The following is a 25,287-nucleotide window of genomic DNA, read 5'->3' as shown; positions in this document are numbered from 1 at the left end:
TCCTGGTTGAAATTTTTGGATGCGTAAGCCTACCGCAAGCCATGGCGGGTAGTCCCCGTGGAGACTACCTATGTCGATGCAAAAGGCGGATGACGTTATGCCAGCAGGTCGGCCAGGGTGCGCGCAATCACCTTGGTGGCGCGGCGCAGGTCTTCCAGGCTCAGGCGCTCGTCGGCGCGCTTGGCGTGGGATTCCAGCACGGTGCGGGGGCCCGCGCCGTAGATCACGCCGGGGATGCCTGCAGCGGCGTATAGCCGCACGTCGGTGTAGAGGGGCGTGCCCATGGCTGGAATAGTCTCGCCAAACACGGCCAGGCCGTGCTTCTGGATGGCATCGACCAGCGGCTGGTTGCCGGTCAAGGGCTGCATGGAGTGGGCCAGCAGCAGGCGTTTGATGTCTACTGTGATGCCGGGCTGGCTGGCGGCGGCATCGGCGATCACCTGGCGGATATTGGCTTCCACTTCGACCGGGTTTTCTTCAGGGACCATGCGGCGATCGAGCTTGAACGTGACCTTGCCGGGAACCACGTTGGTATTGGTGCCGCCGGTAATCGTGCCCACGTTCAGGTAGGGGTGGGTGATTCCTTCCACGCCCGAGGTGACTCCTTTATACAGCGTGTTTTGCGCGTACAGGGCGTTCAGAATCTGTACCGCACCGTGCAGCGCGTCTACGCCGCTCTCGGGTATGGCGGCGTGGGCTGTTCTGCCGTGCACGGTGACTTCCATCTGCAGGCAGCCGTTGTGCGCGGTGACCACCTGGTAGGAGAAGCCTGCGGCGATCATCAGGTCGGGCTGCACGATCTTGTTTTTGAGCAGCCAGCCGGGGCCGAGTTCGCCGCCGAATTCTTCGTCGTAGGTGAAGTGCAGCTCCACAGCGCCTTTGAGCGGCAGGCCCAGGGATTCGAGCGCCCGCACGGCAAAGGTGAAGCTGGCGAAGTCGCCCTTGCTCACCGCCGTGGCACGGCCAAAGATGTTGCCGTCGGCGATGTCACCGCCGTAGGGCGCGTGCGTCCAGCCATCGCCGGGCGGGACCACGTCGCCGTGGGCGTTCAAGGCGATGGTTTTGCCTGGGCCATATTGGCGGCGCACCACCAGGTTGGTGATGGATTCCATGCCGGCGGCGCTGACCTCGGCGGCGGGCACGGGGTGCTTTTCTACGGCCAGGCCCATGGCTTCCAGAAGAGTCGCGGTGCGGTCGGCGTGGGGGGCGTTGTTGCCTGGCGGGGTGTCGGTGGGGACGCGAATGAGCTCTTGCAAAAAGGCGACTTCTTCGTCGAAATGCTGGTCGATCCAGGCATCAAGCGGGGCGTAATCTGTCATGGGGTGCTTAGTCGGGAGAGAGGTTGTTCAAAAGATGGGAGAAAGCATCTACGGCCAGTTGCATGTCGTCGGCCGTGCTGCTCTCTAGCGGGTTGTGACTGATACCGGCATTTTGGCCGCGCACAAACAGCATGGCCTGGGGCATCACCTCGTGCAGCTTCATGGCATCGTGGCCTGCGCCGCTGGGCATGCGGTGCAGGGGCACACCCAGGGCATCGACCGCGGCTTCCCAGCGCTGCTGCCACGCGGGTGCGCTGGGCGCGGCGGCGGCACGCATGGTCTCTTCCAGGGTGTAGCGCAGGCCGCGGCGGTCGCAGATGGACTGCAGTTGGGCGATGACATCGTTGGCCAGGGCATCGCGCTGGGTATTGTTCGGGGCGCGCAGGTCCAGGCTGAAGTTGCACTGGCCGGGCACCACGTTGATGGAGCCATTGGGCACCTGCAGCATGCCGACGGTGCCGACCGAGTCACCGTCTTGCCCGGCGCGTTGCTCCACGTACAGCGTCAGCTCGGCCACAGCGGTGGCGGCATCGCGGCGCCGATTCATGGGCGTGGTGCCCGCGTGGCAGGCCACACCCAGCACCTCGCCGGTGTAGCGCACACTGCCGTTGATGGAGGTGACGAGCCCTAAGGGAATGTCCAGTTCGTTGAGCACCGGGCCTTGCTCAATGTGGACTTCGACAAAGCCCAGGTAGTCTTCGGGCGTGCGCTGCAGCGCAGGGATGTCGTTAACTTGCAAACCGGCGTGGGCCATGGCAGTGCGCATGCTGGTGCCGTCCACATCGGTCTGGTCCAGCCAGTCGGGGTTGAAGTGGCCGATCAACGCGCCCGAGCCCAAAAAGGTAGCCTTGTAGCGTTGGCCTTCTTCTTCGGCAAAACCCACGACTTCAAAGTGGAACGGCAGGCGTTTGCCTTGTTGGGCCAGGGCTTGCACGCAGGCCATGGGCACAAAAATACCCAAGCGGCCATCGTATTTGCCGCCGTTGCGCACGGTGTCGTAGTGGCTGCCGGTGAGCAGGGTTTTGGCATCGGGCGCATCATTCGACGTGGTGGCCAGGTAGCGGCCCACCACGTTGCCCACGGCATCGATCTGTACGGTATCAAAACCGCAGTCGCGCATACCCTGGGCGATCTGGGCGGCACAGGCGCGGTGCGCGTCGGTCAGGTAGGTCACGGTGAGCTGGCCGCGCTCAGCGTAGCCAGGGTCGGTGTGCACGCTCAATGCTTCTTGCCAGTCCCACACCAAGTTGCCTTGCGTGGGGTGGCTGTCGAATGCGTCGTTCAGGCGGATTTCGACAATACGGTGGATGTTGCGCAGGGCCTCGGCGTGCTCAAAGTCCGCCGGGTTGCGCAGGCGGCGCACAAAGGTGTCGATGATTTCCTGCTTGCGCAGTCCCGTGCCGCGCGGCCCGCGCACCGCCAGGATGAATGGGAAGCCGAACCTCTGGCCGTAGTCGGCGTTGAGTTGCTGCAACCGGGCCAGCTCTTGCGGCGTGCAGCGCGTCAGGCCGGCCTGGTTTTGCTCGTGGCTGGACTCAGTGGTGAGAGGCTCGGCGGCCTTGCCCGCCAGCTCGGGGTGGGCGCGGATCAGGTCCAGCTGGGCTTGCGTACCCGCCTCAGCCAGCACCTGCACCATGGCGTACTTGAATGCAGCCAGCGAGGCAAATGGTCGCGCGGCCAGGGCTTTTTCTGCGATCCAGGGAGAGTGTTCGTACAGGCCGGGCAGCTGCTGCAGTACCTCGTGCTGGGGGGCGGTGTTGAGGAAGGCGAGCGTCAGGGGCATGGGTTAACCAGGAGTCAGGGCTTGTAAGGGTGGACTTTTTGCCAGTGTTCGGCGATGTCGATGCGGCGACAGATCCACACGCGCTCATGGCTTTGCACGTAGTCCAGAAACTTCTGCAGCGCGCCAAAGCGGCCGGGCTTGCCCAGCACCCGGCAGTGCATGCCGATGCTCATCATTTTGGGGGCCTCTTCACCTTCGGCGTACAGCACGTCAAAGCTGTCTTTCAAGTACTGCAGAAAATGGTCGCCGGTGTTGAAGCCCTGTACCTGCACGCAGCGCATGTCGTTGGTGTCCAGTGAGTAGGGGATGACCAGCCGCGGCTCTACCGTGCCATCGGTTTTGGTAGTGGGCATCCAGAACGGCAGGTCGTCGCCGTAGTAGTCGCTGTCGTAGGCAAAGCCGCCCTGGTCGGCGAGCAGGCGGCGGGTGTTGGGGCTGTCGCGGCCGGTGTACCAACCTTGGGGCCAGAGACCGCCGGTCATCTTGCGGATGATTTCGGCACCTACGGCCATGTGCTCGCGCTCGGTGGCTTCGGGCAGGTTTTGGTAGTGGATCCAGCGCCAGCCGTGGCAGGCGATCTCATGGCCCAAATCAATGAAGGCTTGTGTGAGTTCGGGATGCCGCTCCAGGGCCATGGACACGCCGAAGATGGTCAGTGGCAGGCCGCGCTTTTCGAACTCGCGCAGGATGCGCCAGGAGCCCGCCCGCGAGCCGTATTCGTACATCGACTCGATGGTCATGTGCCGGTCGGGGAAGGGCTGGGCGGTGATCAGCTCGGACAAAAAAGTCTCGGATGCCGCGTCGCCGTGCAACACATTGTTTTCACCGCCTTCTTCGTAGTTAAGTACGAACTGCACCGCAATTTTTGCTTTGTCAGGCCATTGGGCGTGGGGTACGTGGCGGCCATAGCCGACCAGGTCGCGGGGGTAGGCTTCTGGGGTGGGGGCGGATGTCTCGGTCATGACAGCTTCAAAGCACAACTCAGGCCAATGCCATGGCGATGTCGTTGCTGGGGATCTTGCGGTCAAAGGTGAGGTTGGCTTCGACGTTGTGCAGGTGTTCGTCCATCAGGCGCACGGCCAGTGCTTCGTCTTTGGCGGCTAGCGCTTTGATGAGCGCGTCGTGGTCGTCACTGGCGTGGTCGGTGGGGTTGTCTGTCTGGTACATCAGGGTGATGAGTGAGCAGCGCGACAATAGTTCCACCATCATCTGCACCAGCACATCGTTGTCCAGCAACTCGGCCATGCGGATGTGGAAGTTGCCTTGCACCTCGGTGCGGTTGGTCAGGTCTTTGTCTTTGAGCGCGGCTTTTTCAACCGTGGCTTGTTCTTTCAAGGCCTTGATTTTGCTTGGGGTGATGTCGCGTACCAGAGCGCGCACCATTTCAGCTTCCAGCATGCGGCGCACGGCAAAAACCTGGCGGGCTTCGGCCACCGACGGCGCGGCCACAAAGGCTCCGCGCGCAGGCTCCAGGCGGATCAGGCGGTTTTGTGAGAGCTGGAACAGGGCTTGCCGGACCAGCGTGCGCGATACACCAAAATGGTCAGCCAGCTTTTGTTCCGCCAGCTTGGTACCGGGGTGCAGCCTATGCTCAACAATCGCCTTGGTCAACGCTTCAACGATCGTATTGGTATTGGTCGTGGTGGATTCCATACCACGATAATAGCGCAGTATTTGTACTGTATACAAATTTGTTTGGTTACAAAGTATTTGATTAAGTGAGGACACGTATGGGATTGAGCACACACGTTTTGGATACGATGCATGGCAGTCCGGCAGCCGGTATGGCGGTAGAGCTTTACACAACGCAGGGGGAGGGCACCACCCTGGTCAAGCGTTTTGTGACCAATGCCGATGGCCGCAGTGACGGCCTTTTGCTGGATACCGCCAGCCTGCACGTCGGCACTTACCGGCTCACGTTTGACGTGGCGGGGTATTTCAAAGCCCGTGGCGTGGTGCTGCCTGAGCCGAATTTTTTGAACCGGGTGAATCTGGACTTTGGTATTGCCAATACCCAGCAGCACTACCACGTACCGCTCTTGGTCAGCCCCTGGAGCTATTCCACTTACCGGGGTAGCTAAATTTATAACAAATAGGCCGCTAGCGTATATTTTGTATGCACTAGTAGCTATATTTTTTATAGCATTTTCGGAATTTGCCTAAAGTTGGCCTTCGGTCAGCGTATCGAGCTGGAACTGCCCGCTTTTGTCCCACAGCCAGGTGTCGGTGTAGGTGACGCGGCCCAGGCGCGAGGGGGGTGGAAAGGGAGCTGCGGCGCGTACGGTGCGTTCGATTTCTGTGACCACCTCGGGCGCATGTTTGGGGGCGCGCATCCAGTGCAGGCCGGTGACCGCACCCTGGCGGTCGAGGTGCACCTCCAATACCCCGATGGCGTACAGGTTGGGCTGCAGTTTGCCCTGGTAGATACGCTCGGCATTGCGGTCGTAGAGGTGGCGGGCGGCATCACGGCGGTAGTCGCGCGGTGTGGTGGCGGTGGAGATTTTTGGGGGCACTGCGGGCGTGGGGGCCGGTGCTCCCGGCTTGGAACTGGCTGCGGGCACGGTAGGGGTTGCCGACGGCCCAGCAGGGGGTGGAGGCGCAGTACCGCATCCGGCCAGCAAAGTGGCGATGGCGGTGGAGAGCCCCGCCAGCGCCCAGCGCAAGGGGTGGCGTGCAGAACGGGTTGGTTGCATCATTTCAATCGATTTGTTTGGCTTGCCAGGGTGCGTGCCATGCATACTTCGCAGGTGACTTCTACAGACGTTTTACTCCAGCTTTTACTCCAGCACCTACAGCATGCACCCGCCGTGCTGGTCACGGTGCAGTCTACCCAAGGCTCGGTGCCGCGCGGGCCGGGCACCTGGATGGCCGTGCTGGCCGACCAGTTGGTGGGCACCATCGGCGGCGGCAACCTTGAATTCCAGGCCATGGCCGAGGCGCGTGCCCGCCTGAAAGGTACCTTAGGTGCGGAGGTTATCCGCTATCCGCTAGGCCCCAGTTTGGGGCAGTGCTGTGGGGGCGTGGTGCATTTGCGGTTTGAGGTGCTCACGGCCGCCGATATAGGCCGCCTGCGCGCCGACCTGGCTTCCAAACACCCGCCCGTCGCCTTGTTTGGTGGTGGCCATGTAGGCCATGCGCTGGTGCAGGTGCTGGCGCGTCTGCCATTTGCCCTGACCTGGATCGACAGCCGCGATGGCATCTTCCCCGCCGGTCTGCCCGCTTCCGTGCGTTGCGAACATTCCGACCCGGTGCAGCACGCGGTGCAGGACATCGTCCCCGGCAGCCAGGTGCTCATCATGAGCTTTAGCCACGCCGAAGACCTGGACATTGTCTCCGCCTGCCTGCAGCGCCAGCGCAGCCGGGGTGATCTGCCATTTTTGGGGCTGATTGGCAGCCAGACCAAGTGGGCCAGCTTTCGCCAGCGGCTGGCAGCAAGGGGCTTCAGCGCTGCCGAACTGGCCCACGTCACCTGCCCGATTGGCGTGCCCGGCATTCCCGGCAAAGAGCCCGAGGTGATTGCCATTGCGGTAGCGGCACAGTTGTTGCAAAGGTTTACTCCATAGAATGAGCCGGTCGCAGCGGTGCAAAGCCACTTCCCGGGTTTTTGTGCGTGACTTTTTAGTGCCTACAGCGCCCGCAGTGGTGGGCATCGCAATACTGTTAGGACTGGACGCAGCGCCCCCTGAAGCCCTCTGGGCGATAGGGGGGCTTGCGTCCAGTCCTGGCCGTCAAAGGTGAGTGACACATGGAAAGCTATTACCTCGACTGGGCCAACCTGCTGCTGCGCTGGGTCCACGTCATTACCGCCATCGCCTGGGTTGGTTCGTCGTTTTACTTTGTCTTTTTGGACAGCAGCCTGACTCCGCCGGTCGATGAGGATCTCAAAAAGCAGGGCGTGAGTGGCGAGCTGTGGGCCGTACACGGCGGGGGCTTCTACCACCCGGTCAAGTTTGCCGGTGCGCCGCCGCAGTTACCCAAGCACCTGCACTGGTTTTACTGGGAAAGCTACTCCACCTGGCTGACCGGGTTTTCGCTGTTCACCGTCACCTACCTGTGGAACGCCAGCACCTACCTGGTCGACAAGTCGCTGATGAACTGGTCCAGCGGCGCAGCGGTGAGCGTGGCGTTGGCGTTTCTGGTCGTGTTCTGGATGGCCTACGACTGCATCTGCCAGATTTTTGGTAAGCGCAAGGGCGGCGATGCCATCGTGGGTGCGCTGGTGGCGGTGCTGGTGTGCGCGGCGGCGTGGCTGGCCTGCCACTGGTTTGCCGGGCGCGCGGCCTTTTTGCTGGTGGGCGCGATGATCGCCACCACCATGAGCGCCAACGTGTTCTTCTGGATCATCCCGGGCCAGCGCACCGTGGTGGCGGCCATCAAGGCAGGCCAGCCGATCGACCCCATCCACGGCCAGCGCGGCAAGCAGCGCAGCGTGCACAACACCTATTTCACGTTGCCGGTGCTGTTTGCCATGCTGAGCAACCACTACAGCTTTACCTATACGCACCCGCAGAACTGGCTGGTGCTGGTGCTGATGATGCTGGCGGGCGCGGCAATTCGGCAGTTTTTTGTATTGCGCCACGGCTACCTGCTGGGCCGCAACCGGCATCCCATCGGCTACGCGCTGGTGGGCCTGGCGGTGATCGCGGGCGTGATTGTCTGGATGAAACCTCTGCCTGCTCCTACTTCTGTAGCATATAGTGCAGGCGGTGTAAGCTCTAGACCTACTATTTCTTATGAAAAAGTGCAGGCAGTCATTGCCCAGCGCTGCTATACATGCCACGGCCCGCAAGTGCAAATGAAGAATGTGCGACTGGACTCGCCCGCCAACCTGAAGCTGCACGCGCAGATGGTCTACCAGCAGGCCGTGGTCACCAAAATCATGCCGATGAACAACGCTACCGGTATCACCGATGCCGAGCGCGCGCTGATCGGGCAGTGGTTTGAGGGCGGTGCACCGGTGGAATGATTGCCGTACAAACCGCTGTGTTCAGGTATTGGCGTGCATTAGGATGGGTGGGATAGGAGAACCCGTGGCCCGCATCGAACCCACCCATTTCGTCTTCCAGCCTGTGCAACTGGTGCGGCCCTGCGAGACCGTGGCCTACCGCATTACCGAGGCAATCCGCGCCGGGGACGTGCGCATTGGCGAAAGATTGCCATCTGAACAAAGGCTTTCCGAGCAGCTCGGCGTGAGCCGTCCCACGCTCAGAGAGGCCATCAAACTACTGGTGCAGGCCGGCATCGTCCAGGTGGTGACCGGCTCTGCGGGCGGCCTCTTCGTGATCAGTGAAACGGTGCCGCCGGGCCTGAGCGGCTTACCGCTGCCCGAGCCGCAGATCGAAGACATCGACAGCGCCATGGAGGCCCGCAGGCTGTTTGAGCCGCACGTGGCGCGCATGGCGGCGCTCTACGCCACCGAGGCCGACTTCGAGCGCATGCGCGGTGCCGTCGAGCTGAGCCAGAAAACCAGTGACATGCCGCGCAAAGCCCTTGCAGCGGACGCGGTGGTGCAGCGCATGACAGTGGCCAGCACGCGCTTCAACATCGCCGTGGCGCGGGCCACGCAGAACAGTATCATCGTGCAGATGATGGAGGTGATGATGCGGCGCATGGAACTGGTGCGCATGCTGGCGGTGCGCGCGCTGCCCGATATTTCCATGTCCACCCGCACCCTGGAGAACTCGCTTGCGGCCATCGAAAGCGGCGACCCGGTGCAGATTGACCGGGCTACGGCCGAGCGCATCGAGGTGCTCGAGACAGCCTGGCAACGGGTCAGCGGCAAGGCACCGCGCCGCCGCAAACTCGACCTTGAAAAAGACGTGCAAAACGGCGTAAAAAATGGCGTAAAAAATGGCGTGCAAGGCGGCGCTTCGTGTGCGCTCGACAAGCCCGTGCAGCAGGAAAAAACCGCCCGTATTTGATGCATGGGAGCGCCGACTTGGTGCGACTACCCAGGGCGAGTCTGCCCTGTTTTGGCCCATTCGAAGTTTCCTTGACAGCGCAAATGCGCAGCTCAATAATTGCGTTTAACAAGGGTATAAAAATATACCGAATTGCAATTTTTTGCCAAAGCGAGCCCCAGAATGTGCGCCATGGAAGCCGACGAATTTGAGTTGTATGACCTGCGGGTCGAGGTCGTGGTGGCCGACGACCGCAAGATCCAATGCAACGCGAAACCCGGCGACTGGTTTGAGGTGCGCGGCGAGGTGCTGCACTTCCCGCCGGGCCAGGGCTTTTCGATGTATTCGCTGGCGGCGCTGCTGCCGCTGCTGCCAGCCAAGCAGCGCGCCACACACCCCAGCGACTGGATGGGCACCGACGCCGAAGTCGCCTGCCCCGATCCGCACTGCCCCACGCGCTTTCGCATCACCCGGCTCGGCAAGCGGGTGTTCCGGCATGCCGACACCACCGCTGTGCCGTTGACTTCCGCAACATGACCGACATCTCCCCCATGCCCCCCGTCGAAACCCTTGAGCTCGCACCCGGCTACCGGATCCCGCGCATCGTGCGCGGCGGCTGGCAGCTTGCCGGCGACCACGGCGAGGTCGACCGCGAACGCGCGCTGGCCGACATGGCGGCCTTCGTTGATACCGGCCTCAACACAGTCGACGGTGCCGACATCTACACCGGTGTCGAAGCCATGTACGGCGAATTCAACGCGCGGCGCGCAGCGCTTGGTCTACCCCGTTTGCAGGTGCACACCAAGTTCGTGCCCGACTATGGGGACCTGGCGAACGTGGACGCCGCCTATGTGCGCCGCATCGTCGAGCGCTCGCTCAAGCGGCTGAACGCCGAGCGCCTCGACCTGGTGCAGTTCCACTGGTGGGACTACAAAGTGCCGGGTTGTGTGGAAGCGGCGCAGGCGCTCGCCGCGTTGCAAAAGGAAGGCCTGATCGCCCACCTCGGCGGCACCAACTTCGACACGCCGAGCACCGCAGCGCTGATCGATGCCGGTGTGACGCTGGTCAGCATGCAGGTGCAGTATTCGCTGCTCGACCGCCGCCCTGCGGCCCTGCTGGCGCCGCTGGGCGCGCAGCGCGGCCTGCAGCTGCTGTGCTACGGCACGCTGGCCGGTGGCTTCCTCACCGAGCGCTGGCTGGGCCAGGCTGAGCCAGTGGAGGCGCAGTCGAACCGGTCATTGGTGAAGTACAAGCTCATCATCGAAGAGTTCGGCGGCTGGGCCGCGTTCCAGAGCCTGCTGCGCGCGCTGAAGTCCATCGCCGACCGGCACGGCGTGCAGCTGTCCACCGTGGCGATCCGCTGGGTGCTCGACCAACCGGCTGTGGCCGCGGCCATCGTCGGTGCGCGCTACGGCAACCGCATCGCAGGCACGCTCGAAGTCTTCCGCCTGCGCCTGGACGCGGCCGACCACGCGCTCCTCGATCCCATCCTAGCGGCCTGCCCCGGCCCGGCCGGCGACACCTACAGCCTGGAGCGCGACAAGACCGGCCCGCACGGCCGGATCATGAAGTACGACCTGAATAAAACCTGATTCGCAAGACCTGATTCCCTTCTTCTTTTTTCGCCACCTGCCCACCACTGGAGTCCTTCACCATGCGCTTTCCCCAGTCCACTATCGCCCTGGCGCTTGTCGCCGCTCTCACCGCTGCCACCGCCACTACCGCGTCAGCGCAGTCGCCCTCGTGCACCCACACCGTGGGCATGGTCGTCTCGTTGACCGGTGCCGCCGGGCGCTACGGCCAGGCGGCGAGCAAGTCGGTCGAACTCGCCTTCGCTGAACTCAACAAGGCGGCGGGCGCGCAAGGCATTGCCGGTTGCAAGCTTGGCTTCGATGTGCGCGACGCGCAGAGCCAGGGCTCGGTGGGCGTGGACCAGGCGCGCCAGCTGGTCGACCTGAAAAAAGTGCCAGCCATCATCGGCGGCATCATCAGCTCGGTGAGCATCCCGATCGTGACTTCGGTCACCGGGCCGGCCGGTGTGGTGCAGATATCGCCTGCGTCGTCGTCGCCATCGCTCACCAAGCTAGCCGCCGAGGGCAAGACTGGCGGCTGGTTTTTCCGCACCATCACCAGCGATGCGCTACAGGGCACGGCCGCCGCCAAATACGCGCTCGACCAGGGTATGAAGTCGCTGACCATCATCCACGTCAACAACGATTTCGGCGTGAACATGGTGTCCGAATTCCGCCGCGCCTATGAAGCGCTGGGCGGCAAGATCATCGACGTGACGCCCTACAACCCTGAGCAGTCTTCGTACAACGCTGAAGTCACCAAGGCGCTGAAGACCGACCCGCCAGCGCTGTACTTCATTGGCTACCCCGGCGACGGCACCACCATCGTGCGCACCTGGATCCAACAGGGCGGACCGCAGAAGTTTCTGCTCAACGACGGCATGAACGCGGCCGACTTCATCAAGGGCGTAGGCCCGCAGTTCCTGGCCAATGCCTACGGTACCTCGTCGGGCTCGACCTCCACGCCGTCCACCACCTTCTTTGCCAGCGCCTACCCTGCGATGAGTGGCGGCTTCGATGCGGGCGCGCCCGCCGCCGATCGCGCCTTCGACGCTGGTGCCATCCTCGGCCTGGCCATCGCGCAGGCCGGCAAGTTCGAGGCGGCGGCCATCCGCGATGCGGTACGCAAGGTCACCGCGCCCGGCGGTGAAGTGGTTTATGCCGGCCCTGCAGGTTTTGCCCGGGCCATGCAGCTCATCCGCGAGAAGAAGCCGGTGCGCTACGTCGGCGTGATCGGCCCGGTGGAGTTTGACAAAAACGGCGACATCGCCGGTCCGTTCCGCACCTGGAAGATCGCCAATGGCGAAGTCACCACCGTGGGCCAGATGTCCGCAGAGGACGTGCAGGCCGTGCAAGCCAAGCTGCCGAAATGAGCGTGCCGTCTTTGTCCACCATAAAGCCCGAGCGCAGTCTGCTCGCGCCCGGTCTCGAAATATCCCGCATCGTCACCGGCCTGTGGCAGGTGGCCGACATGGAGCGCGGCGGCACGCTGCTCGATCCACAGCGTGGTGCGCAGGCCATGGCCGACTACGTGCGCGCCGGCTTCGATACCTTCGACATGGCCGACCACTACGGTTCGGCCGAGGTCATCACCGGCACTTTGCTGGCATCAAGCGACCGGCCCGCCGTGCGCGCCTTCACCAAGTGGTGCCCGCCCCCGGGCCCGATGACGGCGGACGTGGTGCGCGAAGGCGTGCTGCGCGCCATCGACCGGCTGCAGGTGCCGTGCATCGACCTGCTGCAGTTCCACTGGTGGACCTTCGACGACCCGCGCTACATCGACGCGATGGTTGAACTCGCCCGGCTGCGCCAGGAAGGCCTGATCTCCCACCTCGGCCTGGCCAATTTCGACAGCGCACACCTGCGGGTGCTGCTGTGCGAGGGTATTCCGATTGCCAGCAACCAGGTCTGCATGTCCCTGCTCGACCGGCGCGGCACCGAGGCGATGGCCAGCCTGTGCCTGGCGCGCGGGGTGAAACTGCTGACCTACGGCGTGCTTGGCGGTGGCTTCCTCAGCGAGAAGTGGCTCGGTGCCGCAGAGCCGCTAGAGGTCAACGACTGGAGCAAGATGAAGTACCGCCGCTTCATTGACGCCGTGGGCGGCTGGGCCGCGCTGCAGGCGGTGCTGCGGGCCGCGCAGGCCATCGGCCAGAAGCACGGCGTGTCGATCTCCAACGTGGCCACGCGCTGGGTGCTGGAGCAGCCTGCGGTGGCAGCGGTAATCCTGGGTGCGCGCCTGGGCGAGCGCGAGCACCGGGCCGACAATCTGAAGCTGTTCGACTTCGCGCTCGACGAAGATGACCACGTGATGCTGAGCGCGGCCTTCGCCGCCACGCGGCGCCTGCCCGGCGACTGCGGCGACGAATACCGCCGCCCGCCCTTCCTCACCGCCTCGGGCGACCTGAGCCACCACCTCGAAGCGCTCACGCCGCTGTGGCCGCGCCAGCGCGTGCCTGGCCATGTGAACCGCTGGACCATCGACAGCGGCAGCGTCTGGGAGCCGCTGGCCGGCTATGCCCGCGCCGTGCGCGTGGGCGACCGCATCCTCGTTTCGGGCACCACCGCCACCCATGGCAGCGGCCAGCTCGTGGGCCGTGGCGACGCCGCGGTGCAGGCCACCTACATCCTCGACAAGATCGAGGCCAGCATCAAGGCCCTGGGCGGGCGGCTGCAGGACGTGGTGCGCACCCGCATCTACCTCACCGATGCCAGCGACTGGGAGGCCGTGAGCCAGGTCCACGGCCAGTACTTCGGTGGCATACGCCCGGCCAACACTATGCTGGCCGTGGCTGCGCTGATCGGCGACGGTTACCGCGTCGAGATCGAAGCCGAAGCCATCACCGATTCGGTCTAGCATGGAACACCCCCAGTCTTCGCGCACTGCGTGTCGCTTCGCCAACCCCCTTGCAGGGGGCACATCCTGCGGCCCGGAGGAGCCGGTTCCGCGGATGTTCCCGAATGGCCTGCTCCACTGCCACCGGTATGTTGGTTCTTTGCATGCCTCGCAGAAGGCGCACAGTGCAATGGGAAACTGACATGGCGAACGCTAACGATCTCCTGGTTGTCGACCAGCTCTGCAAGAACTTCGGCGGTCACCAGGCGGTGAACAAGCTGTCGTTTCACCTCAAGGCTGGCAGCATCGGCGGGCTGATCGGCCCGAACGGTGCTGGCAAGACCACGCTGTTCAACTGCCTTGCCGGCTACATGTTGCCGGCTTCCGGCCAGGTGACACTCGACGGTGTGGCCATCGGTGGTCGGCCCGCCTGCGACGTGTTCCAGGCGGGGCTGGCGCGCACCTTCCAGATACCGCGCCCGTTTCCCGAGATGACGGTTCTCGACAACGTGATGGTGGCACCCACCGGCCAGCTCGGCGAACGCTTTTGGGCCAACTGGCTGCAACCCGCCAAGGTGGCGGCGCAGGAGCGCGAAACCCGCGCTGCGGCCCGCCACTGGCTCGACTTCGTGGGCTTGGCCCGGCTGGAAGACCAGCCGGCGCACATCCTCTCGGGCGGCCAGCGCAAGCTGCTGGAGCTGGCGCGGGTGATGGTGTCCAAGCCGAAACTCATCCTGCTGGACGAGCCGGGTGCCGGCGTGAACCCGGCCCTGCTCGACCAGATCGTCGACAAGGTGGCCGCGCTGAACAAGCAGGGTGCCACCTTCTTCATCATCGAGCACAACATGGACCTGGTGGCCACGCTGTGCGATCCGGTGATGGTGATGGCGCAGGGTGAACTGCTCACCTCCGGCCATGCTGCCACCGTGCTCAACGACCCGCGCGTGGTCGAAGCCTACCTGGGGACCGCGGCATGAGCGCCGCGCCGGGCCGCCCCAAGCAAGCTCGCACCGCAGTGCGAAGCACGAAGGTATCTCAATGAGCCCAGACAGCACCACCCCCGCATTGCAGATCGAAGCCCTGCAGGCCGGCTACGAACCCGGTCTGCTGATCGTGCGCGGCGCCTCGCTCACGGTGCAAACGAACGAGATCTTCGCGATCCTCGGGCCGAACGGCGCGGGCAAATCGTCGCTGGTGAAGGCGGTGGCCGGGCTGGTGCCGATCAGCGGCGGGCGCAACCTGCTGGCCGGCCGCGACATCACCAAGACGCCGGCGCATCAGATGGTGTTTAACGGCCTGGCCTTCGTGCCGCAGACCGAGAACGTGTTCACCAACCTGAGCGTGGCCGAGAACCTGGAGCTGGCCGCTGCGGTGATGAAGGCCGACCGGCGCGAACGGCTGGACCCGGCCTACGCCATGTTTCCCGACCTGCACCGCCAACGCAAGCTGCCTGCCGGGCAACTCTCGGGTGGGCAGCGGCAGATGTTGGCGGTGGCGCGCGCGCTGATCGCCCGGCCCAGCCTGCTGATCCTGGACGAGCCCTCCGCCGGCCTGAGCCCCAAGCTGGTGGACCAGGTGTTCACCAAGCTGCGCGAGGTGCGCGACAGCGGTGTCACCGTGCTGTTGGTGGAGCAGAACGTGAAGGCTGCGCTGGCCCTGGCCGACCGCGCTGCGGTGCTGGTCGAAGGCCAGGAGCGCATCGTCGCCACCTCGGCCGAGCTGTTGGGCGACGCACGCATCGCCGAACTCTATCTGGGTCGGCATACCGGCCGACAAGGCGGTTCACAAACCAGCCACCCCGCGCCGAAGGAAACCACCTAATGCTGCAGATCATCGCGGACGGGCTGATCATCGGCTCCGTCATTTCCCTGGGCGCCATCGGCCTGAGCATGACGCTGTCCATCGTGCGCTTCTCCAACTTCAGCCACGGCGAGCTGCTCGGGTGGGGTGCCTACCTGGCGCTGATGGCTTCCACCGGCCTCACCACGCTGAGCGCAGGCCTGGCCGCGCCGATCGGGCCGTTCTCGTTCGGCTGGGGCCTCTTGATTTCGCTTCTCGTCTCGGCCGGGCTCACCGCGCTTTTGGCGCTCGGGCTCGACACGCTGCTGTTCAAGCGGCTGCGCAAGCAGGGTGCAATCACGCTGGTGATCGCCAGCTTCGGCGCGGCGCTGGCGCTGCGCAACCTGCTGCTGTTCTGGCAGGGCGGCGTGCCGCAGTACTACACGCAAAACCTGCAGATCGCGATTCCGCTCGTGCCGCGCAGCGTCTGGGGTGGCCTGCGCGTCACACCCGACCAAATCTTCGTGCTCACGCTCACATTGCTGACCGTGACCGGGCTGCACCTGTTTCTGAGCCGCAGCACGCTGGGCCGCTCGATGCGCGCCACCGCCATCAACTCCGGCCTGGCGAGGGTTACCGGCATCGACCCCGAACGCGTGCTGCGCGCCACCTGGCTCATCGGCGGCGTGCTGGCGGCGGTGGCCGGGGTGTTTGCCGGCATCACGGTGCAGCTGCGCCCCACCATGGGCGTGGAGCTGCTGCTGCCGTTGTTCGCGGCGGTGATCCTCGGCGGCATCGGCTCGATCTGGGGCGCGGTGCTGGGCGGGCTGATCGTCGGCCTGGCCGAGAGCGCCTCGGTCGGCCTGGTCGGCGCCGAATACCGCGCGGCGGCAGCTTTCGCGGTGCTGATCGCCATCCTGATGGTGCGGCCCAACGGGCTGTTCGGGGAGAAACGGTAATGGGAGATTTTTCCGGCTGGCTGTCCTACGGCAGCTTCTTCCTGGTGTTTGCCAGCGCCTATGCCATCATCGTGCTCGGGCTCAACCTGCAGTGGGGCTACACCGGTTTGTTCAACGTCGGGGTGGCCGGCTTCGTGGCCGTCGGCGCCTACACCTCGGCGCTGCTGACCACGCCCGAGACGGGCGGCCGCATCGGTGGCCTGGGCTGGCCGGTGGCGCTGGGCATGCTGGCCGCCATGGGGGTAAGCGGCCTGGTCGGCCTGGTGGTGGGCGCACTGGCATTGCGGCTGCGGCAAGACTATCTGGCTATCACCACCTTCGGAATCGCCGTCACCATCCAGCTCGTGGCCAACAACGCCAAAGGCCTGACCGGCGGGCCGTTCGGCGTGCAGTTTATCCCCAAGCCGATGCAGGCCTGGCTCGGCACCGGCCTGCCGTGGACGCTGGCCTACCTCGGCATGACGCTGCTGCTGCTGGCCGTGGTCTACATCGCGCTGGAGAAGCTGGTGCAAAGCCCCTGGGGCCGGGTGCTGCGCGCCATCCGCGAAGACGAGGACGCGGCCTCATCCCTGGGCAAGCGCGCCTTCGCCGTGCGGCTGCAGAGCTTCGTGATCGGCAGCATGCTGATGGGCCTGGGCGGCGCGGTCTATGCACACTTCGTCGGCTTCATCGCCCCTGAAGATTTCCTGCCGATCCTCACCTTCCAACTCTGGGCCATGCTGATTGTCGGTGGCTCGGGCAACAACCGTGGCGCCATCGTTGGCGCGTTTCTGGTGTGGGGCTTCTGGACGGCGGCTGGGGGCCTGTTGCGCGGTCTGGTGTCGCAGGCCGACCAGGCCCGCGCCGCGCCGTTGCAGGTGGTGCTGATCGGCGTGCTCATCGCGCTGATGCTGGTGATGCGGCCCCGGGGGCTGATGGGCGAGGCGATAACGGTTTCCAAGCCTCCGAAGATTTGAATCCGCCTGTGCGCGTGGAGGGGGGCGACCGTATGCATTGCCTGCTGAAAGCCAAGCTTTAGCGCCGCCCCGAGGCCGTCACTCGGGTACCGGCGTGAAATGCAGGTGCATGAGTTGCCAATCGTCCGGCGTTTTGCGCCACAGCTCGCTGAAAAACACGCTGCTGTGAGGTGCGTCGTCAATTAACGTCTGGCTTTGGCCTGAAACCACAGCAAATTCACCGTGGTATTGCAAGGACAGGCTGGCATCCTGCTTGTAGGCGGTTTCGGGGAACCACAGTTCGGCCTGCACTGCGCGCGAGATACCGTGCAGCTGCTCCCATTTGGATTGCACGCCGCTGGCATGCACGACGCAAAACGAGTCGGCTTGGACCGTGGCCATAAAGTCGGTGTCACCAGCGAAAAATGCGGCATACCAGTTTTCGCGGGTGTTCAGTAAATTGAGGTTGTCCATAGCTTTTTTGGAGTGGGTTGCGGTTGGCGCGGAGCAGGCCGGGCCAGCAGAATGCGAAACGGCACCAGGGCCGCAATTGGCTGATTATCCCGTGCTCTGCAAGCGCTTTGGAGATGGCCTGCTGAAAGCCTGTGAAAGGTCTTTGCACCATCTCCGTCCAGCCGATGTGCCCGCCCTGCTAACATTCTTGGATGTTAATGAAAACACCTGATGCTATGAATGCTGTTGCGCTGGCCGATGCCCGCGACGGTGAGGGCACGCCCGTCTCTGTCAAGATCCGTGAACGGCTGCAGTCCGCACGTAAACGTTTTAACGCCAATGACAATATTTCCGAGTTCATCCAGCCCGGTGAACTGGAGCTGCTGCTCGACGAAGTGACCGACAAAATGCAGGGCGTGCTTAGCAGCATGGTGATCGACACCGACCGCGACCACAACACCAACAACACCGCCCGCCGCGTGGCCAAGATGTACCTCAAGGAGGTGTTTCAGGGCCGCTATGTGGCCCCCCCCAACATCACCGAATTCCCCAACGCCGAGCATCTGAACGAGCTGATGATCGTCGGCCCCATCACGGTACGCAGCGCCTGCTCTCACCACCTGTGCCCGGTGATTGGCAAGATATGGATCGGCGTTTTGCCCAACGAGCATACCAACGTGATTGGTCTTTCGAAATACGCGCGCCTGGCCGAATGGATCATGGGCCGCCCGCAGATCCAGGAAGAGGCTGTGGTGCAACTGGCCGACCTGATCCAGGAAAAAACCCAGCCAGACGGTCTGGCCATCGTCATGGAGGCCAGCCACTACTGCATGGGCTGGCGTGGCGTGAAAGACATGGACAGCAAGATGATCAACTCGGTAATGCGCGGTGCTTTCTTGAAAGACCCGAACCTGCGCCGCGAATTTTTGGCCCTCATTCCTAGAAAAGGCTAACGCCATGCTTGTACGTTTGCTCTACGCCAGCCGTGCCCTGGACACCAGTCCTGGCGCCATCGAGGCGATCCTGGCCCAGTCGCGCCAATACAACCCGGCCTGCGGCATCACTGGCATTCTGTGCTACGGCGGCGGTATCTTTTTGCAGGCCATCGAAGGCGGGCGCATGCCGGTCAATGAGCTGTATGGCCACATCCAGCGCGATGCGCGGCACAAAGACGTGGCCTTGCTGCATTTTGAAGAAATTTCCGAGCGCCGTTTTGGTGGATGGACCATGGGCCAAGTCAACATCCTCAAACTCAACCAGTCGATTTTGCTGAAGTACGCCGAAAAGCCCGAGCTAGACCCGTACGCGGTGTCGGGCAAGGTGTCGCTGGCCTTGCTGGAAGAGTTGATGGCCACCGCCTCTATCGTCGGGCGCGTCTAACCGTCCCCACCGATCCACTTAACCCGCAAGCCTTGACCGACTTGCGGGTTTTTGCCTTTTCGCATGTCCCCTTTTGCCCTGTGTCTGGTGTTGCTGGCGGGCCTGATTCACGCCAGCTGGAATATTGCCGCCAAAAAAGCCAGCGGCGATGCACGCTTTGCCGTGTTTTCGGGTTTGGTGTCCATGCTGGTGTGGGCACCAGTCGGCATCTGGCTGGGGTTGGAAGAGGTACCCGGCTGGACTGCAAGCCAGTGGGCCATGCTAGCCCTCAGCGCCTGCGTGCACGCCCTGTATTTTGTGGTGCTGCTGCGCGGCTACCGCAAGGCCGACCTGACCGTGGTCTACCCGCTGGCGCGCGGACTGGGGCCGCTGATTTCGTCGATGGCGGCGGTGTTTCTACTGGGTGAACGCCTCACCGTCTGGGGGGCTCTGGGCCTGATTGGCGTGGTGCTGGGTGTATTCTTGATCGCAGGGGGTCCCAGCCTGTGGAGGGCTCCACGGGACCCTGTCAATGCAGCCCGGTTGCGCGCAGGCCTGCGTTACGGCGCACTCACGGGGCTGTGTATTGCCTGCTACACCGTGGCCGATGGCTATTCGGTGAAAGTGCTGCTGATTTCCCCCTTCATGTTTGACTACGCCAGCAACGTGCTGCGCATAGGCCTGATGGGCCCTACCGTTTTGCGCGACCTGCCCGCGGCCCGGGTGCTGTGGCAACAGCAATGGCGCTACGCGTTAGTGGTGGGCATCCTGAGCCCCGTCTCTTACGTGCTGGTGCTGTATGCCGTGCAAACCGCACCTTTGTCCCACGTGGCTCCGGCGCGCGAAGTGTCGATGCTGTTTGCGGCACTGCTGGGCGGGCATTTGCTGGGCGAGGGACAGCGGGGCACCCGGCTGCTGGGCGCGGGCTGCATTGCGCTGGGCGTGGTCGCACTGGCCCTGGGTTAGAAATGGCTGATACCGAACTCCTGGGCTGCGATTTCTCCAGCAGCCCCAACAACCGCAAAAATATCGTGCTGGCGTGGGGCCGGGTTGTCAAAGGGCGCGTAGCTTTGCAGCGCCTGGAGCGTCTGTCCTCACTGGCGGCATTTGCCGATGTATTGGCCGAACCACGGCCCTGGGTGGGTGGCTTCGATCTGCCGTTTGGCTTGCCACGTGAACTGGTGGAAAGCCTGGGTTGGCCGCTGGATTGGGCTGCCTGCATCCACCACTTTGCCAGTCTGGAGCGGGCGCAGATCCGCAGCCAGTTTGCCGCGTTTTGCGATGCCCGGCCGGTGGGTGGTAAATTTGCCCACCGCGCCTGCGACGCGTTTGCGGGCTCCAGTCCGTCCATGAAATGGGTCAATCCGCCCGTGGCCTACATGCTGCATGCGGGCGTGCCTTTGCTGCTGGATGCCGGGGTGGACTTCCCGGGCTTGCACCCAGGTGATCCACAGCGCGTTGCCCTGGAAGCCTACCCCGGTCTGTTGGCGCGCGAGGTACTGGACGGCTGGACTCCCAAGGCCCAAGGGACTGGTCGGCGCAGTTACAAGAGCGACGACAAGGCCAAGCAAACCCCACAGCGGCTGGCCGCACGGTCCGATCTGGTCCACGCGCTGGAAGCGGGCCAGGGTGCGCACGGGCCGTTACGGCTAGGCATGCCTTTGCAATTGACGGCACCGCAGCGGGCCATGCTGATAGCCGATGCCACTGGCGATGCACTGGATGCGGTACTGTGCATGCTGCAAGCGGCATGGGCCGGGCAGCAGCATGCAGCAGGCCTGCCGCGTTATGGGCTGCCCCGCCATTTCGACCCATTAGAGGGTTGGATCATCACTGTGTAATGCCGCCAACGTGCCGCCAACGTGGTGCCTAAAAGTGCGCTGTATAGTTGTTAACGAATACTTACGGTTTATTTCAGTGTTTTAAATATTGCGTACAATTTATGTATTCTTTTTTTTGTAGATGTGGATGCTTTTTGCTAGGCTTGCTGCTGTGCAATGCCGTATGGGCCGCAGATGAGCGCCCGGACTGCAGCAGGCCGCTGACATTGGGCTTGCATGTGCATGGTCTGTTGTACTCCGCTAACCTGGATCAGGGCATTGACAAAGACTTTGCCGATGCCCTGATCCAACGCAGCGGTTGCAGCATCCAGACTAGCGTGTTGCCGCGCGCACGCATTTGGCAGTTGATCGAGTCGGGTGCGCTGGACTTCAGCCTGTCCGGCATCGCCACCGAGGAGCGCAACACCTATGCCGCCTTTGCCTGGTATTTTTCCAACAAGTACTACCTGCTGGTGAATAAAAGCACCAAAGTGCAAAAACTGTCCGACTTTGAGGCCCAGTCTGCGATGAGGCTGGGGGCCATTCGCAGTTTCCGTTACAGCACCAATGCCAACCGCATGCTCGACAAGCTGGCCCAGGCAGGCCGGGTCAGCTACGCCTCAGGTCTGGATCCACTGTACGAAGTGTTGATTTTGGGGCGCATCCAGGGCATGGTGATCGAGCCTTTCGATATTGGCGATGTCGAGGCCAAACGGATCAAGGATACGACCCAGATCATCGAGTTCAACGACCCTCCGGTACCGCACGGGCTCATCATTTCCAAAAAGTCTATCTCTCCGGCTGAGATCACCAAGTGGGTGGCACTGGTGCAGTCCATGCGCAACGACGGTACCGTGCTGCGGATCTTTGAAAAGTATTTCCCGCCCGCGCTGGCCCGCGAAATGGTGGTGTTTTGAAGCTGGAGCGCCCCGACAACTGGCTCCACCACCTTGGCGGTGCGCTGCTGGTGCTGGTTCTGTCGCTGGGAACGACCTGGTGGTTGTGGCAGTTTGAAACCCGCAACGCAGAGATCGACCAGCGTGCACGCATGGATGCCCGCGTGCAGGTCTTTGCCAGCCGAGTGGAACAACGCATGCGCGCCCAGGAGCAGGTGCTGCGGGGCGTACAGGGGCTGTTTTCTGCGGGTGTACCGGTGGGGCGTGAGGCTTTTGCCCGCTATGTCGATGCCCTCCAGCTTGGTGCTGAAATGGCGGGGATGATGGGTTTGGGGTGGTCTCCATTGCTGAATGCCGTACAGATAAAAGAGCTGGAGGCTACGATGCGTTCACAAGGTTATTTGACTTATGAAACTACGCCCCCAGGCCACCGCTCACAGTACGCCCCCTTGGTGCAGCTAGAGTCTTCTGTAGAGTCCGACAAACGCATGCTGGGCCAAGACCTGATGGCCAACGCGGACTACCGCGCTGCGTTGGAGCGTGCCCGCGATTCCGGGGCCAGCGCCATTACCGCCAAACTTGCGCGACCCTTGGAGGGTGCAGCCGATGCCCACGTCGGTTTTGTGATGTTTTTGCCGGTCTACCATGTGGGTGCACCCACTGCGACGGTGGAAGAACGGCGGGCCAACCTGCTGGGATGGGTGGTGGCACCGTGCCGCATGGATGCGTGGATGGCGGGCCTGCCCGGTCTGGACACCCGAGCAGGCGGGGTGCGGATTTTTGATGGTATTGAACTCAGTGACCGGTCGCAGCTGTTCGACTCCACGCCTACTCTCGTGCCTAAGGTGCTAGCATCGACGGACACCCTGGAGTACCTGCAGGTGGCGGGACGCACCTGGACCCTGGCCATGGCAGAGCAAACCGATGTATCCGATTCACCGGCCCACAACAAAGCGCAGATGATTGCCCGCAACGGGGTGTTTTTAAGCTGCGTACTGGCCTTGCTGGCCTGGGTGCTGCTGAGTGACCGGACGCGCACCGTCATCATGGCCACCCAGATGACCACCGAACTACGCGAAACCAAAGAGCACTTTGAGCTTATCTTTGACAGCAGCCCCGACGGTATGGTGATCACCCAGCAAGCCGACGGCCTGGTGGTGGACATCAATAGAGGCTTTACGGCCATGACCGGCTACGAGCGAGGCGATGTGGTCAGCATCTCGATAGGGGCTCTGCCGATCTGGAAGTCTGCTGAAGACCGACGCCGCTACCGCAAGGAACTGGCTGAGCACCAATTTTGCGAAAACCTGGAGGTGGCGCTGGTTACCAAGACTGGTCAAACCATCGTCGGGATTTTGTCGGCGCAGCCCGCTACCTTCAAGGGAGTGGCCTGTTTTGTGGGCGTGGTGCGCGACATCACGGGCCGCAAAGCCATTGAAGACCGCATGGCCCACATGGCACAGCACGACAGCTTGACCGGCCTGCCCAACCGCGCGCTGTTTGACGACCGGCTCAAACAGGCCATTGTCCATGCCACTCGCAACCGAGGTCGACTGGCTTTGCTGTATGTGGATCTGGACCATTTCAAACCGGTGAACGACACCCTGGGCCACGCGGTGGGTGACGTACTGCTCAAAGCGGTGGCACAGCGCATGCACGACAGCGTTCGCGCCTCCGACACCGTGGCCCGCATTGGGGGGGATGAGTTTGTCGTGTTGCTGCCCACCGTGCACGATGCTGCCGATGCACTCGCTGTAGCCGAAAAAATCCGCCATGCGTTAAACCAAAGTTTTGAGGTGGTTGTGGGCAAGATGGTGCACATTTCTTCCAGCACCGGGGTGGCCCTTTACCCCAACCACGGCCGGGATGAAATTGAACTGTCTAAGAATGCCGACATGGCGATGTACCGGTCCAAACAGCAGGGCCGTAACCAGGTACTGCTGTTTGCTCCAGTGGAGCCCGTAGACCCCACCGCAGCAGCGATTTAGTTACGTGACTCGGCGGGCGAAATCACAGTTTCGTCAAGCTTGCGGGCCAGTTCCGAGACCGCCAAGGCAGCGGGGCAGCCAGGAGTGTTGACCATCAACAATTGGCGGCGCATCACCGCTTCGCGCACCGAATTATCGGCCGGAATGTCGCCCACATGGATCAAGCGGATCGAGCGGCCAGTGCCGTTGGTCACAAAGCGGTCCAGCACTTGCTGCAGCTGGGTGGTGATGGCGCGGCCATCGCCAGGGCGGGAAGTTTGGTTGATCACCATGCGCACATGCTGGCGTTTTTGCTGGGTGGCCAGCACCTTGATGGCGGCGTAGGCATCGGTCAGCGAGGTGGGTTCGGGCGTGGCTACCACCAGTACCTCGGAGGCCATCGAGACCGCAAACAGCACCACATCCGAAATGCCTGCGCCAGTGTCCAGCAGTAACACGTCAAAGCGCGGAGTCAGGGTGCGCACTACCTGCAAAAATTCGTCTCGCACCTCGGGTGTGAGGCGCGAATATTCGACCATGCCCGAGCCCGCTAACAGCACCGAGAATCCGCCAGGCGCCTTGATAATCGCTTCGTCCAGAGTGGATTTGCCGGTAAACACGTCGTGCAGGGTGACCTTGGGGTGCAGGTTCAAAACCACATCCAGGTTGGCAAGGCCGAGGTCGGCATCCAGTACCAATACGCGGTGACCCCGTTTGGCTAGTGCGGCGGCCAAATTGGCAGAGACAAAGGTTTTGCCTACGCCGCCTTTACCACTGGTGATGGCCAAAACCTTGGCACCACCACTGATGGTGGAGTAGAGGGGGAGGGAATTCAGAATGTTGCTCATCACGGCTTACCTTTGTCCGGTGCTGCCATTCGCGGCACCAGACGACATATCAATCCAAGCCGGTTCTGCGGCAGACAAATGACCAAACAACAAGTTTTTCTCTTCGGCGCTGACATGGCTCTCGGGTTGCGGCTCCAGACACAGGCGGTTACGCCCGGAGGTCTTGGCCAAATACAGTTGTTGGTCAGCACGGTCGGTCCACAGATCGGTGGTGGAGCGAATCCACTGCAACGCAAATGCGCCGCCGATGCTGATGGTGACCTGCAGTTCAACCCCGGGTGCCACCAGGATGCGGGTATTTTCAATACTGACGCGGATACGCTCGGCCACCGTGTTGCCAAAAGACGGCTGGCAAGACGGTAGGACCACCACAAACTCTTCGCCGCCGTAGCGCGCCAGCGTGTCCATGGGGCGCACGCAGGCTTGCAGTGCCTTCGCCACCACCCGCAGTACCTCGTCGCCCGCTGAATGGCCGTGGGTATCGTTGACGCTTTTGAAATGGTCAATGTCGATCATCAGCAACAACGCTTCCTCGCCGGAGCGGGCTACACGGTCTACCTCGGCCTCTAGAACGGTGTTGAAGTGGCGGCGGTTCGACAGGCCCGTGAGCGGGTCTTTGAGCGATAAATCGCACAAGCCATCTACCAGGGATTGCATATAGGCGACGGGATCCTGCGTGTCCACCGAAGGCAGGTTTTGCTGCAGCAAAGCGCAAGCCGACTCCAGGCGCAAATCGCGCAGATCAATGGTGGGGTGATTTGTCGATGAGGACACGTTTCTTTGGCCAAAAGTTACAGAAAGTTTAACAGTATCTGGTGGTGGACCCGGCCGGAACGTGGCTTGCTCTGTGGTACCAATCGGCATA

General features: G+C 62.9%; 26 protein-coding genes. 18 read left to right on the top strand and 8 right to left on the bottom strand.

Features of this window, described 5'->3' with window-relative positions; translation table 11 throughout:
- Window positions 1-95: 95 nt before the first annotated feature.
- Genes AC097L_RS05040 through AC097L_RS05025 form a run of 4 tightly spaced genes read right to left on the bottom strand, consistent with a single transcriptional unit; the run spans window position 96 to window position 4,755 of the window.
- On the bottom strand, window positions 96-1,319 hold the full coding sequence (locus AC097L_RS05040) for a M20 family metallopeptidase (protein WP_479585077.1): 1,224 nt from the start codon (window positions 1,317-1,319) through the stop codon (window positions 96-98).
- 7 nt (window positions 1,320-1,326) lie between these two features.
- Window positions 1,327-3,102 (bottom strand): 2-oxo-4-hydroxy-4-carboxy-5-ureidoimidazoline decarboxylase, encoded by a 1,776-nt coding sequence (gene uraD / locus AC097L_RS05035; RefSeq protein WP_479585076.1) that lies wholly within the window; start codon window positions 3,100-3,102, stop codon window positions 1,327-1,329.
- A gap of 14 nt (window positions 3,103-3,116) precedes the next feature.
- The gene (gene puuE / locus AC097L_RS05030; protein ID WP_479585075.1) at window positions 3,117-4,064 is read right to left on the bottom strand and encodes an allantoinase PuuE; all 948 of its coding nucleotides are present in this window, start codon (window positions 4,062-4,064) and stop codon (window positions 3,117-3,119) included.
- 19 nt (window positions 4,065-4,083) lie between these two features.
- Window positions 4,084-4,755, bottom strand: coding sequence for a GntR family transcriptional regulator (locus AC097L_RS05025; RefSeq protein ID WP_479585074.1), 672 nt, complete (start codon window positions 4,753-4,755; stop codon window positions 4,084-4,086).
- A gap of 77 nt (window positions 4,756-4,832) precedes the next feature.
- Between AC097L_RS05025 and uraH the strand changes: the two genes are divergently transcribed.
- Window positions 4,833-5,183 (top strand): hydroxyisourate hydrolase, encoded by a 351-nt coding sequence (gene uraH, locus AC097L_RS05020; protein ID WP_479585073.1) that lies wholly within the window; start codon window positions 4,833-4,835, stop codon window positions 5,181-5,183.
- 78 nt (window positions 5,184-5,261) lie between these two features.
- On the opposite strand, the gene AC097L_RS05015 is transcribed toward uraH, so the two are convergent.
- The gene (locus tag AC097L_RS05015) at window positions 5,262-5,795 is read right to left on the bottom strand and encodes a hypothetical protein (RefSeq protein ID WP_479585469.1); all 534 of its coding nucleotides are present in this window, start codon (window positions 5,793-5,795) and stop codon (window positions 5,262-5,264) included.
- 54 nt (window positions 5,796-5,849) lie between these two features.
- On the opposite strand from AC097L_RS05015, the gene xdhC reads away from it, so the two are divergent.
- The 11 genes from xdhC (at window position 5,850) to AC097L_RS04960 (ending at window position 17,100) form a co-directional block, all read left to right on the top strand.
- Entirely contained in the window at window positions 5,850-6,665 is an 816-nt protein-coding gene (xdhC, locus tag AC097L_RS05010) for a xanthine dehydrogenase accessory protein XdhC (RefSeq protein WP_479585072.1), read from the top strand.
- 182 nt (window positions 6,666-6,847) lie between these two features.
- Window positions 6,848-8,068, top strand: a complete 1,221-nt coding sequence (locus AC097L_RS05005) for a urate hydroxylase PuuD (protein ID WP_479585071.1) — start codon at window positions 6,848-6,850, stop codon at window positions 8,066-8,068.
- A gap of 64 nt (window positions 8,069-8,132) precedes the next feature.
- On the top strand, window positions 8,133-9,023 hold the full coding sequence (locus AC097L_RS05000; RefSeq protein ID WP_479585070.1) for a FadR/GntR family transcriptional regulator: 891 nt from the start codon (window positions 8,133-8,135) through the stop codon (window positions 9,021-9,023).
- A 171-nt stretch (window positions 9,024-9,194) separates the two neighbouring features.
- Window positions 9,195-9,539, top strand: a complete 345-nt coding sequence (locus AC097L_RS04995) for a TIGR04076 family protein (protein WP_479585069.1) — start codon at window positions 9,195-9,197, stop codon at window positions 9,537-9,539.
- Window positions 9,536-10,594 (top strand): aldo/keto reductase, encoded by a 1,059-nt coding sequence (locus tag AC097L_RS04990; protein WP_479585068.1) that lies wholly within the window; start codon window positions 9,536-9,538, stop codon window positions 10,592-10,594. The genes AC097L_RS04995 and AC097L_RS04990 overlap by 4 nt, the downstream gene beginning before the upstream one ends.
- 62 nt (window positions 10,595-10,656) lie before the next feature.
- Window positions 10,657-11,946, top strand: coding sequence for an ABC transporter substrate-binding protein (locus AC097L_RS04985; RefSeq protein ID WP_479585067.1), 1,290 nt, complete (start codon window positions 10,657-10,659; stop codon window positions 11,944-11,946).
- The gene (locus AC097L_RS04980; RefSeq protein ID WP_479585066.1) at window positions 11,943-13,427 is read left to right on the top strand and encodes an aldo/keto reductase; all 1,485 of its coding nucleotides are present in this window, start codon (window positions 11,943-11,945) and stop codon (window positions 13,425-13,427) included. Before AC097L_RS04985 ends, AC097L_RS04980 begins: the two co-directional genes overlap by 4 nt.
- Window positions 13,428-13,609: 182 nt before the next feature.
- Window positions 13,610-14,383, top strand: a complete 774-nt coding sequence (locus tag AC097L_RS04975; protein ID WP_479585065.1) for an ABC transporter ATP-binding protein — start codon at window positions 13,610-13,612, stop codon at window positions 14,381-14,383.
- 61 nt (window positions 14,384-14,444) lie between these two features.
- Window positions 14,445-15,227: an ABC transporter ATP-binding protein gene (locus AC097L_RS04970; protein WP_479585064.1), complete on the top strand. Its 783-nt coding sequence runs from the start codon at window positions 14,445-14,447 to the stop codon at window positions 15,225-15,227.
- On the top strand, window positions 15,227-16,144 hold the full coding sequence (locus AC097L_RS04965) for a branched-chain amino acid ABC transporter permease (protein ID WP_479585063.1): 918 nt from the start codon (window positions 15,227-15,229) through the stop codon (window positions 16,142-16,144). Before AC097L_RS04970 ends, AC097L_RS04965 begins: the two co-directional genes overlap by 1 nt.
- Complete coding sequence (locus AC097L_RS04960) at window positions 16,144-17,100, top strand: branched-chain amino acid ABC transporter permease (RefSeq protein WP_479585062.1); 957 nt, start codon at window positions 16,144-16,146, stop codon at window positions 17,098-17,100. Before AC097L_RS04965 ends, AC097L_RS04960 begins: the two co-directional genes overlap by 1 nt.
- A gap of 78 nt (window positions 17,101-17,178) precedes the next feature.
- Here AC097L_RS04960 and AC097L_RS04955 read toward each other — a convergent pair whose 3' ends face one another.
- Window positions 17,179-17,553, bottom strand: a complete 375-nt coding sequence (locus AC097L_RS04955) for a nuclear transport factor 2 family protein (protein WP_479585061.1) — start codon at window positions 17,551-17,553, stop codon at window positions 17,179-17,181.
- A gap of 191 nt (window positions 17,554-17,744) precedes the next feature.
- Between AC097L_RS04955 and folE the strand changes: the two genes are divergently transcribed.
- From folE to AC097L_RS04925, 6 genes are all read left to right on the top strand, one after another.
- Window positions 17,745-18,485, top strand: coding sequence for a GTP cyclohydrolase I (gene folE, locus AC097L_RS04950; RefSeq protein ID WP_479585060.1), 741 nt, complete (start codon window positions 17,745-17,747; stop codon window positions 18,483-18,485).
- A gap of 4 nt (window positions 18,486-18,489) precedes the next feature.
- A complete protein-coding gene (locus AC097L_RS04945; protein WP_295953465.1) occupies window positions 18,490-18,912 on the top strand; it encodes a BLUF domain-containing protein in 423 nt (140 codons plus the stop codon).
- A gap of 63 nt (window positions 18,913-18,975) precedes the next feature.
- Window positions 18,976-19,857: an EamA family transporter gene (locus AC097L_RS04940; RefSeq protein ID WP_479585059.1), complete on the top strand. Its 882-nt coding sequence runs from the start codon at window positions 18,976-18,978 to the stop codon at window positions 19,855-19,857.
- A 2-nt stretch (window positions 19,858-19,859) separates the two neighbouring features.
- Complete coding sequence (locus tag AC097L_RS04935; RefSeq protein WP_479585058.1) at window positions 19,860-20,732, top strand: DUF429 domain-containing protein; 873 nt, start codon at window positions 19,860-19,862, stop codon at window positions 20,730-20,732.
- A gap of 101 nt (window positions 20,733-20,833) precedes the next feature.
- Window positions 20,834-21,628 (top strand): substrate-binding periplasmic protein, encoded by a 795-nt coding sequence (locus tag AC097L_RS04930; RefSeq protein ID WP_479585057.1) that lies wholly within the window; start codon window positions 20,834-20,836, stop codon window positions 21,626-21,628.
- Window positions 21,625-23,595, top strand: coding sequence for a sensor domain-containing diguanylate cyclase (locus tag AC097L_RS04925; protein WP_479585056.1), 1,971 nt, complete (start codon window positions 21,625-21,627; stop codon window positions 23,593-23,595). The genes AC097L_RS04930 and AC097L_RS04925 overlap by 4 nt, the downstream gene beginning before the upstream one ends.
- On the opposite strand, the gene AC097L_RS04920 is transcribed toward AC097L_RS04925, so the two are convergent.
- Together AC097L_RS04920 and AC097L_RS04915 are read right to left on the bottom strand one after the other, a co-directional pair.
- The gene (locus AC097L_RS04920; protein WP_479585468.1) at window positions 23,592-24,422 is read right to left on the bottom strand and encodes a MinD/ParA family protein; all 831 of its coding nucleotides are present in this window, start codon (window positions 24,420-24,422) and stop codon (window positions 23,592-23,594) included. The two genes, AC097L_RS04925 and AC097L_RS04920, sit on opposite strands and share 4 nt — an antisense overlap.
- Before the next feature lie 6 nt (window positions 24,423-24,428).
- Window positions 24,429-25,196 (bottom strand): GGDEF domain-containing protein, encoded by a 768-nt coding sequence (locus AC097L_RS04915; RefSeq protein ID WP_479585055.1) that lies wholly within the window; start codon window positions 25,194-25,196, stop codon window positions 24,429-24,431.
- Between the last annotated feature and the right edge of the window lie 91 nt (window positions 25,197-25,287).

This window comes from Rhodoferax sp. RT5P35 (assembly GCF_056521385.1).
Note: the sequence above shows the minus strand (reverse complement) of the source record. Positions and strands in the feature narration are given on the sequence as shown.